This is a genomic window from gamma proteobacterium symbiont of Axiagastus rosmarus (assembly GCF_059730925.1).
In genome coordinates this window covers 437,519-450,070 of sequence record NZ_AP035925.1, presented here as the reverse complement: position 1 = coordinate 450,070, position 12,552 = coordinate 437,519, and the positions used below count along the sequence as shown (strand labels likewise).

Here is a 12,552-nt window from a genome sequence, read left to right as displayed (position 1 = left end):
GATTACTCCCTCCCTTCGCGCTGGGTATCGTTACGCAGCGCATTGGCGCGACGCTGATCCATGATGCTGTCCGGACTGTAGGATGAAGTGTCGCCGCGGCCGGCATTGCTGCCCGGTGACGACGGTAACTTCATCAGATTGGCATTGTTCTGACCGCTCTGGCCGCCTGCCTGGCCGCCGCGCATCAGCTGATCCAGCGGCAGCACCATCAGGCTGTTGCCACGGTCGTTAACCAGCACTTTGCGGGTATGGCTGAGCACGCGCTCCATGCTTTCAATGTAGAGACGTTCTTTGGTGATCTGCGGTGCGGCTTTGTACTCCGGCAGCAGACGCGCAAACCGCGCCACTTCACCCTGCGCTTCCAGCACGGTACGCTCTTTGTAGGCTCGCGCCTCTTCAAGAATACGCTGCGCCTGGCCATTAGCACGCGGCTGCACTTCGTTGGCGTACGCTTCAGCTTCACGCACGTACTGCTCGCGGTTTTCGCGGGCGGCAATCGCATCGTCAAACGCGGCTTTGACCTCTTCCGGTGGACGCGCCGCCTGGAAGTTGACGTCAAGCAGCGTAATACCCATGTTGTAAGGACGAATGGTTTCGTCGATTTCACGCTGGGTATCGCTACGCACGACGGTACGGCCTTCGGTGAGGATACGGTCCATGGTCGAGCGGCCAATCACGCCGCGCAGCGCGCTGTCAGTGGCCTGACGCAGGCTGTCATCGGCACTGGTCACCGCATACAGGTAGCGCTCCGGATCGGTCACGCGGTACTGCACGTTCATCTCCACGCGCACCACGTTCTCGTCCGAAGTCAGCATCACGCCAGACGCCGCCAGCTCACGCACCGCTTCGACGTTGACGGCCCGCACCTGATCGATAAAGGTCGGTTTCCAGTTGAGGCCAGGCTCAACCAGATGGCTGAATTTGCCGAAACGCGTCACGACCCCGCGTTCCGCTTCTTTGATGGTGTAGAAACCACTGGCTGCCCAGATGACCACTGCCGCCACGGCGACAATGCCAACCAGTTTGCCACCGCTGCCGCCGCTGCGCTGGCCGTTATCGCTCTGTTTGCCACCGCCCAGTCCGCCGAGTTTTTTACTCAGCTTACGGAAGATATCATCCAGATCAGGAGGTCCCTGATCGCGACCTCCTTTATTTCCCCCAGAGTTGCCGCCTTGGTTATTGCTGCTTCCCCACGGGTCGCGGTCCTGTCCGTTATTTCCGGGCTGATTCCACGCCATGTCTCTACTCCATTTATTGTATATAAGTTTACCCTGCCACGTGCCGGGCACGTCTTGGGGTAAATGAGTTGGGCAACGGTCAAACAATATAACTGGCGAGCTGCGGTTCCTGCTTGCACAAGCGGCGCCAGTCAACAATCGGCATTCGCACCTGCAAACCTACGCAGCCATCTTCTTCATTCCACTCTTTTTCAATCGCCTGCAGCTGATAGAAGCGGCTGCGCAGGCGGCCCGCTTCCGGCGGCAGACGTAAATCATACTGCGCCACTTCACCGGCTAAGCGCTCGGACAGCGCCTGCCACAGCAGCGGCAAACCGGCACCGCTCTGCGCCGACAGCCACACGCGCGTCGGCCGGTTTTCTTCGTCGCGATCGATACGCGGCTCAAAGCCATCCAGCATATCGATCTTGTTCATCACCAGCAGCACCGGAATCTCATCGGCTTCAATCTCTGCCAGCACTTCGTTTACGGCGTCGATGTTGTCATTGACGCGCAAATCCGCGGCGTCAATCACGTGCAGCAGCAGCGACGCCTGACGGGTTTCCTGCAGGGTGGCTTTAAACGCCGCCACTAAGTCATGCGGCAGGTGACGGATAAAACCTACCGTATCCGCCAGCACCACTTCGCCGACATCGGCCACGTTGAGGCGGCGCAGCGTCGGGTCCAGCGTGGCGAACAGCTGGTCGGCAGCATACACGTTGGCTGAAGTAATGGCGTTGAACAGGGTGGATTTGCCGGCGTTGGTGTAGCCCACCAGGGAGACGGTCGGCACATCGGCTTTCGCGCGCGCCTGACGTCCCTGCTCACGCTGTTTTTCCACGCGTTCAAGGCGGGACAGAATCTGGCTGATGCGGCCGCGCAGTAAACGACGGTCGGTTTCCAGCTGGGTTTCACCCGGTCCACGCAGGCCGATACCGCCTTTCTGCCGCTCAAGGTGAGTCCATCCGCGCACCAGACGGGTGGCAAGATGGCGTAACTGTGCCAGCTCGACCTGCAATTTCCCTTCATGGGTGCGGGCGCGCTGGGCAAAAATATCGAGAATTAAGCCGGTGCGATCGATTACGCGACATTCGCACAGCCGCTCAAGATTACGTTCCTGAGCAGGGGATAAGGCATGATCGAATAAAACGACCGATGCTCCACTCGCTTTCACCGCATCGGCAATTTCAACTGCCTTTCCTTCACCGACAAAATATTTGGGATGTGGCGCTTTACGGCTGCCGGTAATCACTTGCAGCGCATCGACGCCCGCAGAAGAGACAAGAGTTTCAAACTCCTGCAAATCTTCCAGCTCTTTGTCTTGGGAGAACCAGATGTGTACCAGTACGGCCTGCTCACCGGCATCATAACGGTCAAACAAGCTATAACCTCGCTAAAATAAAATAACCAGGACGGGAAAACGCACTCGCTCCCCAGCCCTGGCTTTACGGCCGTGCAGAATTACTCTGCGTTATCGCCGTCTTGTTGTGGCTGCGACTGAGCGCCCTGGTTGCTTCCGCCATGGTGGTAGTTACTGCCACCGCTGCCGCCCGCGTTGTTGCTATGGTGCGAAACCGGACGAGAAGGAACCACTGTAGAGATGGCGTGCTTATACACCATCTGGCTTACCGTGTTTTTCAACAGAATGACGAACTGATCAAAGGATTCAATTTGCCCCTGCAGCTTAATACCATTCACCAAATAGATCGAAACCGGTACACGTTCACGACGCAATGCGTTCAAAAACGGGTCTTGTAATGATTGCCCCTTAGCCATTCTATCTTTTCCTTATATGCTTGTTGTTTATTACTTTGTGAACCGTGGTTCAGAAAAACTGCGTAAAAATTTGCGCACGATAACGGACCAATTGTACACAATCATCCCTGCTACGCACTAACAACCTGAAGCACCGCATTACGCGCTAATTCTGGCGCGTCACTGTCTAACCAGTGGACGTCGGGCCAGCCACGTAACCAGGTCATCTGGCGTTTAGCGAGCTGCCGGGTGGCGCAAATTCCCCGATAAACCATTTCGTCGTAATCGATTTCGCCAGACAGATAAGACCACATCTGACGGTAACCAACACAGCGAATGGAAGGCATGTCCGTATGCAAATCACCTCGTGCAAACAGTGCCCGAGCCTCCGCTTCAAAACCTGACGCTAACATCTGGTCGTAACGCAACGCGATGCGCTGGTGTAACAGTTCGCGGCTCGCCGGAGCGATAGCAAACTGGTACACATCGTAGGGTAACGCTTCACCGGCCGTTTTTGTCAGTTCCGTTAAAGTTTTACCCGAAATAAAAAAAACTTCCAGTGCTCGCGAAAGTCTCTGCGGATCATTCGGATGAATACGACTACCGGCGACCGGATCGATTTCACACAGCTGGCGGTGCAGGGCTTCCCAGCCTTTTTCCGCCGCCATTTGCTCTATTCGCTGACGCACTTCCGGATCGGCCGAGGGCAGCGGCGACAATCCTTCCAGCAACGCTTTGAAGTAAAGCATGGTTCCACCAACAAGCAGCGGAATCTTACCTTTTTGGGTAATCTCCGCCATTTCTGCCAGCGCATCGCGACGAAACTCAGCAGCGGAATAGCTTTCCGCCGGGTCGCGAATGTCCAGCAAGCGATGGGGTGCCTGCGCCAACTCCTGTGCCGACGGTTTCGCCGTGCCAATATCCATCCCGCGATAGATTAAGGCAGAGTCAACGCTAATAAGTTCCACCGGAAGTTGCTGACGCAGCGCAATGGCTAATGCCGTCTTACCGGAGGCGGTCGGCCCCATCAAAAAAATTGCCTTTGGCCGGCTAGCCTGGTTCAGTTCACTCATGCTTCAACGCGTTTAGCGCGCTCTCAATCTCAAGGGTCTGTAACAGACCTGAAGGCGGCGATTTCAGCAGATGCGGGCAGAGCCGTTCGAGCTCTGCCAGCAGCGTGATCGCCTGCGAGTGATTCCAGTGAGGTTCTGCCGCATCGTCGCGTCGCGCCAGCCACTGGGCCAGTGCGGAAGCAGAAACCTCTTGCTGCCGGGCGAGATAGCCTAACAGGTCTGGAATCAAGATTTGTAAATTTTGTGTTCGTAACGGTAAAGGGACAGCGCGCAGCGTCACATGCTGTCCTTCCCGTTGTAAATCAATGCCCATCTGGCTTAACAGCGCCGCCTGGGCATCAATCACGCTTAACTCTTCGTGAGCGATTTTCAGCCGTACAGGGATCAGCAGCGGCTGCGGTTTGAGCCCCTCATCGCCGGGTTGCAGCTGGGCCTGTTTGAGCCAGCGCGCCGCCACGCTTAATGACAGCAGCTGCAACGTCTCCCCCCGCTCCAGCAGCGCATAACGCTCGCGTACCACGCTGAGCACCCGGCCAAAACTTTGCGTGTGGGCGGCCAGCGGCGCTTCACGCGCGGGTGCCGGGCGTGGCGCGGGCGCGGGCGCGGGTGCGGGTTCAGCGGCCGGTGTGCGTGGCGTCTCCGCCGCCGGTGTTTTTATCAGCTGCTGATAAACTGCCCCTTCACGCGCGCGATAGCCTGGCTCTTTGTGCTGCCACTGGCCGCCCGTGCCGCCGGATGCCGCGCTGCCACCGCTGCGCGCGCCGGTTGCCGGCTGGGCAAAGTGATTCGCCCCGGCGGCCTGGCGGTTCTCTGGCTGCCACTGCGGCGGCGGATCTTCGGCATGGGGCAGCGGCAATTCGGCGCTGCGACTGGCCTGCAGCACGCTCATCACGCCCTGCCAGATAAAGTCATGCACCAGACGCGACTGATGAAAACGCACCTCATGCTTGGCGGGATGCACGTTGACATCCACCTGGTGCGGGTCAATCTCCAGATACAGCACATAGGCTGGCTGCTGATCTTCACCGAGCTGGGTTTGATAGGCCTGGCGGATGGCGTGATTAATCAGCTTGTCGCGCATCATGCGACCGTTAACGTAGCAGTACTGCAGGTCGGTAACCTGACGCGACCCCACCGGATCGGCCACCCAGCCGCGCAGCGTCAGATCGTCGTGCTGCCAGTCAATGCGCAGCGCGTGCTGCATGAAAGGTGTCCCGCAGATGGCGCCCAGACGCCGCTCGCGCTGCGCCTCCTGCGTCACGCCGCGATACTGACGCACCAGCTTGCCGTTGTGCGTCAGCGAAATGGCAACGTCGAAACGCGCCAGCGCAATGCGGCGAATCACCTCATCAATGTGGGTGAACTCGGTCTTTTCGGTGCGCATGAATTTACGGCGGGCAGGCGTGTTGTAGAACAGATCGAGCACTTCCAGCGAGGTTCCCACCGGGTGGGCAGCGGGTTTGACCGTCACCGCCATATCGCGCCCTTCGGCATAGGCCTGCCAGGCTTCCTGCTGATCGGCGGTGCGCGACGTCAGCGTCAGGCGCGACACCGAGCTGATACTCGCCAGCGCTTCGCCGCGAAAACCGAGGCTGACAATCGCCTCCAGGTCATCCAGCGAGGCGATCTTGCTGGTGGCGTGGCGGGCCAGCGCCATCGCCAGTTCATCTCTGGCAATGCCGCAGCCGTTGTCGCGGATGCGGATCAGCTTTGCACCGCCCTTCTCAATATCGACCTCAATGCGCGTCGCTCCGGCATCAAGGCTGTTTTCCACCAGCTCTTTTACGACCGAGGCCGGGCGCTCAACCACTTCGCCAGCGGCAATCTGGTTCGCCAGCTGAGGCGGTAAAATCTGTATTGGCATGGTGGTGATCCTTATCAGGTATGGGCTGCGCGCAGCCCCTCATCAGGATTGTGGAATCTTTAAATTTTGCCCCAGCATCACGTTGCTCGACTTCATGTTATTCGCCTGCATGATGGCTTTCGGGCTGACGCCGTACTTCGCGGCAATCGCCGTCAGCGAATCACCGCGCACCACTTTGTGCCGCGCCGGACGGCTGGCCGCGCTGCTGACGCCGGAACCGGCCGGCACTTTCAGCCGCTGGCCGACCCAAACCACATCGCGCTTCAGGTTATTCAGCTCGCGCAGCGTCGCCATGCTGACCCCGTATCGCGCGGCAATGCCGGACAGCGTCTCGCCGCGCGTCACGGTATGGCGCTGGGTAGCACCGGTGTACTGCACGGTGCCGGTGGCCGGGTTGCTGGCGACGCTAACCGCTGGTGCGCGATCCAGCGGCCGGTTTTCCTCCTTTGGGACCGATTGCAGCGGATGCGCGAGGAAATAGTTACGCAGTCCTTTGTAAATCGACTGGGCAATCTTTTCCTGATACGCGCTGCTGCCTAGCAGCCGCTCCTCCCCGGCGTTACTGATAAAGCCGGTTTCAACCAGTAAAGAAGGGATGTCCGGCGAACGCAGCACGCCGAGGCTGGCATGTTCCGGCAAACGCTTGTGCAACGGCGTCACGCCGCGCAGCTGCTGCAGCACTTTAACCGCCACGTCATAGCCGACGCGCTGTGAATGGCCAAACTGCAGATCCAGCACCGCCTGGCTCAGGTAAGGATCGGCCTGGCTGTTCGCCAGCAGATCGCCCGCACCGCCCAGCAGCTCAGACTGTTTCTCTTTCTGCTCCAGCCAGTTAGCCATTTCGCTGTTGGCACGACGGTTGGACAGCACCCAAACCGAAGCCCCGGTGGCAGAGTGATTCGGTGCGGCGTCGGCGTGAATCGATACCAGTAGGTTAGCGTTCTCTTTACGCGCCACCTCGGAACGGCCCATCACCGAAATAAAGTAGTCGCCGTTACGCGTCAGCACCGGTTTAAACATCGGGTCCTGATCCATCAGCGCCTTGAGCTTCCGCGCGATGGCAATGGTGACATTCTTTTCATGTAAGCCGTGCTGGCCCGACGCGCCAGGATCCTGACCGCCGTGTCCGGCATCAATCGCCACGATCACCGCATCATTACGGCTGACAGTACCGCCCGGACGCACCGTGGTGTTGCTGCTGGTCACCGCCGTCACCGGATTGGCGTTGAACGGATTGCCCTGGCTGGTCGTAGCGCTGTCGCTCTGGCGCGCACGCGTCACCGGTGCCGCCGCGGTGCTGCGTCTGGCAGGCTGGGTGCCGCTGATGGTGAAGACCACGCGGTACTGATTGCCGTCGCGCTGCGTACTGGCGCGCGTTTTCGCCGCCTGGGTCAGCTCAAACACCAGCCGGATGCTCTGCTTATCCTTCGGCTGGCTATTACGAATCCGTTTAACGATATTTTCGCCGCTAAAGTTGAGCGGCAGCCCCTGAATATTGCCGCTCTGGCGAATATCCAGCACCACCCGATTCGGGTTGTGTAGCGGAAAGAAGCCATACACCGGCTGGCCGTTGAAGCTCAGGGTCACCGTCGCCTGGCTGTCGCCGTTATCGACTTTGATATCCGATAGTGTCGCGGCCAGCGCCGACGAGGAGAACAGACACAGCAGGGCGAGCATCATCCCGGTAACGCGTGACATCATGCCGGTTCCCTGCCCTGCTGAAACTGCTGCAGCAGCGTGTCGCCGAGCGGCGAATGCGCGCTGATTTCCGCTGCGCGCGCGCTGGCGACGTAGCTTAGCGTCAGTGCCAGATCCGGCTCTGGCAGCACACCTGCGCCCTGCTGCGGCCACTCAACCAGGCACAGCGCGTCGCCGCTGAAGTAGTCACGGATGCCCATAAACTCCAGCTCTTCCGGGTCGGCGAGGCGATAGAGATCGAAATGGTACAGGCTACGGTCGCCCAGCTGATAGGGCTCAACCAGCGTATAGGTTGGACTTTTGACGTTGCCCTGATGGCCAAGCGCCTGCAAAAAACCGCGGCTGAAGGTGGTTTTACCGGCACCCAGATCGCCATACAGATAGATCACCACCGCGCTGCTGCAAACGCGGGCCAGTTGCGCACCCAGATTCAGGGTTGCCGCCTCATCGGGCAAAGGAATAACACAGGTCTTCATGCTTTATTGTTGGATCATCTCTGGATTAACAAACTGCCACAGCAGTGCGAACAAATCAGTGGCTAACATGCCGCGCGTCCCGCGCTGTCGCGCTACCGCATCCGCCGCGGCACCGTGCGCGACACAGCCCGCACAGGCGGCGTCAAACAGGGTGGCCTGCTGGCCCAGCAGGGCGGCGATAATACCGCTCAGCACATCGCCCATACCGCCGGACGCCATGCCTGCATTGCCGACATCCGCAATCGCCATGTCGCCCGTCGCGCTGGCAATTACCGTACCGGCACCTTTCAGCACCACCACGCCGCCATAGCGGTTTGCCAGGGTTTGCGCGGCGTGTAAGCGGTCACTCTCAATCTCTGCGGTTTTCACCCCGAGCAGGCGTGCTGCCTCGCCGGGATGCGGCGTAATGATGCGATTCTGACGGTTATCTGCATTGATTGCCAGCAGGTTAAGCGCATCAGCATCCCAAAGCATCGGCTTTTCACTCAGTGCCACCTTTTTCAGTGCCTTCTGAGCCCATTCACGCTGGCCAAGACCGGGGCCGATGGCGATGACATCCGCCCACGCCAGCGCGTCGTCCAGCCGCGCGTCGCTCAGGGCATCCACCATTAGCTCCGGTCGTGCGCTGAGAATCGGACCAATATTATCTTCATGCGTTAACACCCGCACAAGCCCGGCACCGCTGCGCAGCGCCGCTTCGCCGGTCATGCGGATCGCGCCGGCCGTGCCGCTGTCGCCGCCGACCACCAGCAAACGGCCGTGATCGCCTTTGTGCGAGGTGGCTTTACGCGGCTTCAGCCAGCGCGGTAAATCCGCTGCCGCGTAGCGATGAATCGGCGCCGGCTCGCCAGCCAGAAACGCGTCCAGACCAAGCGTCGCGCAATGCAGCACGCCGACGTGGTCACGCGCTTTGCCGGTTAGCTGACCGGGCTTCAGCGCAATCATACTTAACGTACAGTCCGCCACGACCGCCGCCCCTGGCGTGGTGCCGGTCGCCGCCACCAGCCCGGAAGGGATATCGACGGCAAACACCGGCGCGGCGTGCGCATTGATCTGTTCGATCAGCGACTGATAAGGCGCGGCAGGCGCGCGATTCAGCCCGGTGCCCAGCAGCGCATCAACAATCACGTCGATGTGTTCCGGCCAGGCAGCGTCGGCGGCATGAATCACGCCGCCAGCCGCCAGCCAGCCGTCGCGCGCCTGCTGTGCTTCTTCCGGCAGCGGACGTTCGCTGTCACAGGCCAGCAGCGTCACGCTCAGCCCGGCGGCCTGCGCCAGCCGCGCCACCACGTAGCCATCGCCGCCGTTATTACCGTGGCCGCATAAAATCAGCCAGTGCTGCGCCTGCGGCCACTGCTGGCGAATCCGTTCATAACTGGCCTGCCCGGCGCGTTGCATCAGTTCATACAGCGTCAGTCCCAGGCTATCGGCGGCGTCGCACTCCAGTTGCGGCATGGCCTGCGCAGGCCAGACAGAGTGTGGTAAACTGCGTGCGTTTGCTTCAATTGCCTGGTCTCTCATGTCATACCCTCTCGATCTTCAACAGCTCGCTCAACAGATTAAACAGTGGGGGCGCGAACTCGGCTTTCAGCAGGTGGGGATTTGCGATACCGACCTGAGCGCCGAAGAGCCGAAACTGCAGCAGTGGCTGGAGAAACAGTATCACGGCGAGATGGACTGGATGGCGCGTCACGGCATGATGCGCGCCCGTCCGCATGAACTGCTGCCCGGCACGCTGCGCGTGATCAGCGTACGCATGAACTATCTTCCGGCCAAAGCCGCGTTTGCCAGCACGTTAAAAAACCCGCAGCTGGGTTATGTCAGCCGCTACGCGCTGGGCCGCGATTACCACAAAGTATTGCGCAATCGACTGAAAAAGCTCGGAGAAAAAATCCAGGCCCACTGCGGCGAACTCAATTTTCGTCCGTTTGTCGACTCCGCGCCCATTCTGGAGCGGCCGATTGCCGTCAAAGCCGGACTCGGCTGGACCGGCAAACATTCGCTGGTGCTGAATCGCGAAGCCGGCTCGTGGTTTTTCCTCGGCGAACTGCTGATTGATCTACCGCTGCCGGTGGATGAGCCGCAGCAAGAGCAGTGCGGCCGCTGCGTCGCCTGCATGACCATCTGCCCGACCGGCGCCATCGTCGAACCTTATGTCGTTGATGCGCGCCGCTGCATCTCCTATCTCACCATTGAACTGGAAGGCGCCATTCCCGAAGCGCTGCGCCCGCTGATCGGCAACCGCATTTACGGCTGTGACGACTGCCAGCTGATCTGCCCGTGGAACCGCTATGGTCAGCTGACCGATGAAGAGGATTTTTCGCCGCGCGCGGTGCTGCACGCGCCGCAGCTGGTCGAACTGTTCGGCTGGGATGAAGCCCGTTTTCTGCGCGTCACGGAAGGCTCCGCCATTCGCCGCATCGGCCATCTGCGCTGGCTGCGTAACGTAGCGGTGGCGCTGGGTAATGCGCCCTGGGCACCCGAGAATCTCACGGCATTAGAACAGCGGCGCGGTGAACATCCGCTGCTGGATGAGCACATTGACTGGGCGATCGCGCAGCAGCGGCAAAAGCGCGCGGCGCAGGCGGTAGAGGTGCAATCGGCACAGCAGCAGCGGCTGGTGCGTGCCGTCGAGAAAGGGTTACCGCGTGATGCATGATTGAGCAATCGCGCAGGATATTATGCTTTTCCACATGCTGTGAATAAAATTATTTCCCCGAATAGTGACGTGGATCGTTATTTCGTCTAAAAGGGGCATTCACAGTCTGAAATATCATTTACCCAATAAAAAACATAGAGTTAGATAATTACTGTAAACATTTACGTCGGGTTTTGCGCGCAGGGGCTTGTCCAGAGCTTGTGGATAACTCTGTTCAAAACGGTTTTGCAGATAGGGTAAAACGCCGTCAGCACGTTGCGGGCGCATTGTGGATAACCTGTAAGATTACTGCAACAGGCGCAGACATCTCAGGCACTCACGCGGCGTGCAAAATTTCCAGATAACAAACGGAACCGCACAGGTAAAACGACTGCAGCAGTTGTATGTCTGATTGTGCCCGGGGGCAAATAACTTTAGTGAATATGAAAATCTGGAGCGGGAAACGAGACTCGAACTCGCGACCCCGACCTTGGCAAGGTCGTGCTCTACCAACTGAGCTATTCCCGCATAATCTTCGTATTTTAGTCTGCCACGGCGTTGGCTGCCTTCGCTCACCCAGGTCACTTACTCGTGTAAGCTCCCAGGGATTCGCTCAGTTGCCGCCTTGTTGCAAACTCAAATACTCGATTATGTACCGGCATTCTTAAGTCACAACAACCGCAAAAAGACTAAATCCGTGATTTGGATGGCGTACTGCAACAGAGACTGGAGCGGGAAACGAGACTCGAACTCGCGACCCCGACCTTGGCAAGGTCGTGCTCTACCAACTGAGCTATTCCCGCATAATCGTCGTCTTTCATTGCGCTGCGGCGTTAACGGCCTGGACGCGGCTGAAATCCTTGATTCTGATGCATTACTTTTTACTGCACGTTCTGGAGCGGGAAACGAGACTCGAACTCGCGACCCCGACCTTGGCAAGGTCGTGCTCTACCAACTGAGCTATTCCCGCATCATTGTCTTTCAATCTGCTGCGGCGTTGACCGCCTTAGCGCAACTGAACTACCTGATTCAGAACATTTGTTACTTTTACTGCTCCGTACCTGTTGTAAATTCTTCACCGGTACGGGGTGCGCATTATACGAGAATTCCTTCCCGCCGCAAGCGTTGCAAAGCAAAATTTTGCGCTTTGCGCGCGTTTGCTGTTTTAATCGGCAAACTGCTGCTTTCCTGCGCACCCGCTGTGGCTTACAGCTGCAGGAAGTGCTCGCGATAATAGGCCAGCTCGGCGATTGACTCGCGAATGTCGTCCAGCGCCTGATGCGTACCGGCCTTTTTAAAGCCAGGCAGAATCTCTGGCTTCCAGCGGCGCGCCAGCTCTTTCAGCGTGCTGACATCGAGATAGCGGTAGTGGAAATAGGCTTCCAGCTCCGGCATGTACTTAAACAGGAAGCGGCGATCCTGGCCAATGCTGTTGCCGCAAATCGGTGAGGTGTTGGCCGGAACCCACTGCTGCAGAAACGCAATCGTCGCCTGCTCCGCCGCACGATCGTCATGCTGGCTGGCCTTCACGCGCGCAACCAGCCCGCTATTGGTGTGGGTGCGTACATTCCAGTCATCCATCAGCGCCAGCTGCGCATCGGACTGATGCACCGCCAGTACCGGACCTTCGGCCAGAATGTTGAGGTTGGCGTCCGTTACAATGGTGGCGATCTCAATAATGCGATCGCGCTCCGGATCCAGTCCGGTCATTTCCAGGTCGATCCAAATCAGATTGTTTTCATTTCCCGCTGTCATGCATTTCCCGCCTGTTGCCAAAGTCGTCATTAGCCTGAATTAAGGTGTATCATAGACGTTTTGCCCAGCGGGGCGA

Annotated in this window: 10 protein-coding genes and 3 tRNA genes; 1 reads left to right on the top strand and 12 read right to left on the bottom strand. The window is 58.9% G+C overall.

What is annotated here, in order from left to right:
- Positions 1 to 2 precede the first annotated feature (2 nt).
- The 8 genes from hflK to nnr all read right to left on the bottom strand — a co-directional run bounded on the left by hflK (position 3) and on the right by nnr (position 9,604).
- On the bottom strand, positions 3 to 1,238 hold the full coding sequence (hflK, locus tag AC6I8F_RS02135; RefSeq protein ID WP_021509762.1) for an FtsH protease activity modulator HflK: 1,236 nt from the start codon (positions 1,236 to 1,238) through the stop codon (positions 3 to 5).
- A 79-nt stretch (positions 1,239 to 1,317) separates the two neighbouring features.
- Complete coding sequence (gene hflX / locus AC6I8F_RS02130) at positions 1,318 to 2,598, bottom strand: ribosome rescue GTPase HflX (protein WP_021509763.1); 1,281 nt, start codon at positions 2,596 to 2,598, stop codon at positions 1,318 to 1,320.
- A gap of 80 nt (positions 2,599 to 2,678) precedes the next feature.
- Positions 2,679 to 2,993 (bottom strand): RNA chaperone Hfq, encoded by a 315-nt coding sequence (hfq, locus tag AC6I8F_RS02125; protein WP_010618006.1) that lies wholly within the window; start codon positions 2,991 to 2,993, stop codon positions 2,679 to 2,681.
- 110 nt (positions 2,994 to 3,103) lie between these two features.
- The gene (miaA, locus tag AC6I8F_RS02120; RefSeq protein ID WP_031280158.1) at positions 3,104 to 4,045 is read right to left on the bottom strand and encodes a tRNA (adenosine(37)-N6)-dimethylallyltransferase MiaA; all 942 of its coding nucleotides are present in this window, start codon (positions 4,043 to 4,045) and stop codon (positions 3,104 to 3,106) included.
- The gene (gene mutL, locus AC6I8F_RS02115) at positions 4,038 to 5,909 is read right to left on the bottom strand and encodes a DNA mismatch repair endonuclease MutL (RefSeq protein WP_498028429.1); all 1,872 of its coding nucleotides are present in this window, start codon (positions 5,907 to 5,909) and stop codon (positions 4,038 to 4,040) included. The genes miaA and mutL overlap by 8 nt, the downstream gene beginning before the upstream one ends.
- Before the next feature lie 42 nt (positions 5,910 to 5,951).
- Entirely contained in the window at positions 5,952 to 7,607 is a 1,656-nt protein-coding gene (gene amiB / locus AC6I8F_RS02110) for an N-acetylmuramoyl-L-alanine amidase AmiB (protein WP_498028777.1), read from the bottom strand.
- The gene (gene tsaE / locus AC6I8F_RS02105; protein ID WP_059012451.1) at positions 7,607 to 8,083 is read right to left on the bottom strand and encodes a tRNA (adenosine(37)-N6)-threonylcarbamoyltransferase complex ATPase subunit type 1 TsaE; all 477 of its coding nucleotides are present in this window, start codon (positions 8,081 to 8,083) and stop codon (positions 7,607 to 7,609) included. The genes amiB and tsaE overlap by 1 nt, the downstream gene beginning before the upstream one ends.
- 3 nt (positions 8,084 to 8,086) lie before the next feature.
- On the bottom strand, positions 8,087 to 9,604 hold the full coding sequence (gene nnr / locus AC6I8F_RS02100) for a bifunctional ADP-dependent NAD(P)H-hydrate dehydratase/NAD(P)H-hydrate epimerase (protein WP_072217103.1): 1,518 nt from the start codon (positions 9,602 to 9,604) through the stop codon (positions 8,087 to 8,089).
- Between nnr and queG the strand changes: the two genes are divergently transcribed.
- Entirely contained in the window at positions 9,603 to 10,742 is a 1,140-nt protein-coding gene (gene queG / locus AC6I8F_RS02095; RefSeq protein ID WP_058771352.1) for a tRNA epoxyqueuosine(34) reductase QueG, read from the top strand. The two genes, nnr and queG, sit on opposite strands and share 2 nt — an antisense overlap.
- A gap of 431 nt (positions 10,743 to 11,173) precedes the next feature.
- On the opposite strand, the gene AC6I8F_RS02090 is transcribed toward queG, so the two are convergent.
- The 4 genes from AC6I8F_RS02090 to orn all read right to left on the bottom strand — a co-directional run bounded on the left by AC6I8F_RS02090 (position 11,174) and on the right by orn (position 12,476).
- A tRNA-Gly gene (locus tag AC6I8F_RS02090) sits at positions 11,174 to 11,249 on the bottom strand.
- A gap of 199 nt (positions 11,250 to 11,448) precedes the next feature.
- A tRNA-Gly gene (locus AC6I8F_RS02085) sits at positions 11,449 to 11,524 on the bottom strand.
- Positions 11,525 to 11,615: 91 nt separating this feature from the next.
- Positions 11,616 to 11,691 (bottom strand) — tRNA-Gly (locus AC6I8F_RS02080).
- Positions 11,692 to 11,927: 236 nt separating this feature from the next.
- Positions 11,928 to 12,476 carry an oligoribonuclease gene (gene orn, locus AC6I8F_RS02075; RefSeq protein ID WP_021508132.1) on the bottom strand — a complete coding sequence of 183 codons (549 nt, stop codon included), beginning with the start codon at positions 12,474 to 12,476 and terminating at the stop codon, positions 11,928 to 11,930.
- Between the last annotated feature and the right edge of the window lie 76 nt (positions 12,477 to 12,552).